General features: G+C 70.5%; 1 protein-coding gene. It reads right to left on the bottom strand.

All coding sequences use genetic code 11. From position 1 onward, the window contains the following. The coding region (locus H926_RS30195; protein ID WP_043611200.1) for a radical SAM protein at positions 1-458 on the bottom strand (458 nt) is incomplete at both ends.

Here is a 458-nt window from a genome sequence, read left to right as displayed (position 1 = left end):
GCAGGGCGGTCGACCAGGCCTTGCAGCCAGGCCGCACGGGTTTGCGCCACGGCGGCACGCAGTTGCGCGGCGCGTTCGCGCACCACCGGCGGCGGCACCTGCGGCATGCGCGCGGCGGGCGTGCCGGGGCGGGGGGAATAGGGAAAGACATGGCCGTGGACGATGCCGGCCTGCGCCACGATGCTCAGGTTCTCGGCATGCATGGCGGCGTCCTCGGTGGGAAAGCCGGCGATCAGGTCGGCACCTATCGCCATGTCGGGGCGATGCTGCCGCAGGGTTTCGATCAGGGCCAGCGCCTGGGCACGGCTGTGGCGGCGCTTCATCCGCTTGAGCACCAGGTCTGCGCCCGATTGCAGCGAGAGATGCACGTGCGGCATCACGCGCGGCTCGTGGCACAAGAGGTCGAGCAGCAACGGATCGATTTCCACCCCGTCGACCGAAGATAGCCGCAGCCGGGG

This window comes from Novosphingobium sp. B-7 (assembly GCF_000410615.1).
GTDB lineage: Bacteria > Pseudomonadota > Alphaproteobacteria > Sphingomonadales > Sphingomonadaceae > Novosphingobium > Novosphingobium capsulatum.
Note: the sequence above shows the minus strand (reverse complement) of the source record. Positions and strands in the feature narration are given on the sequence as shown.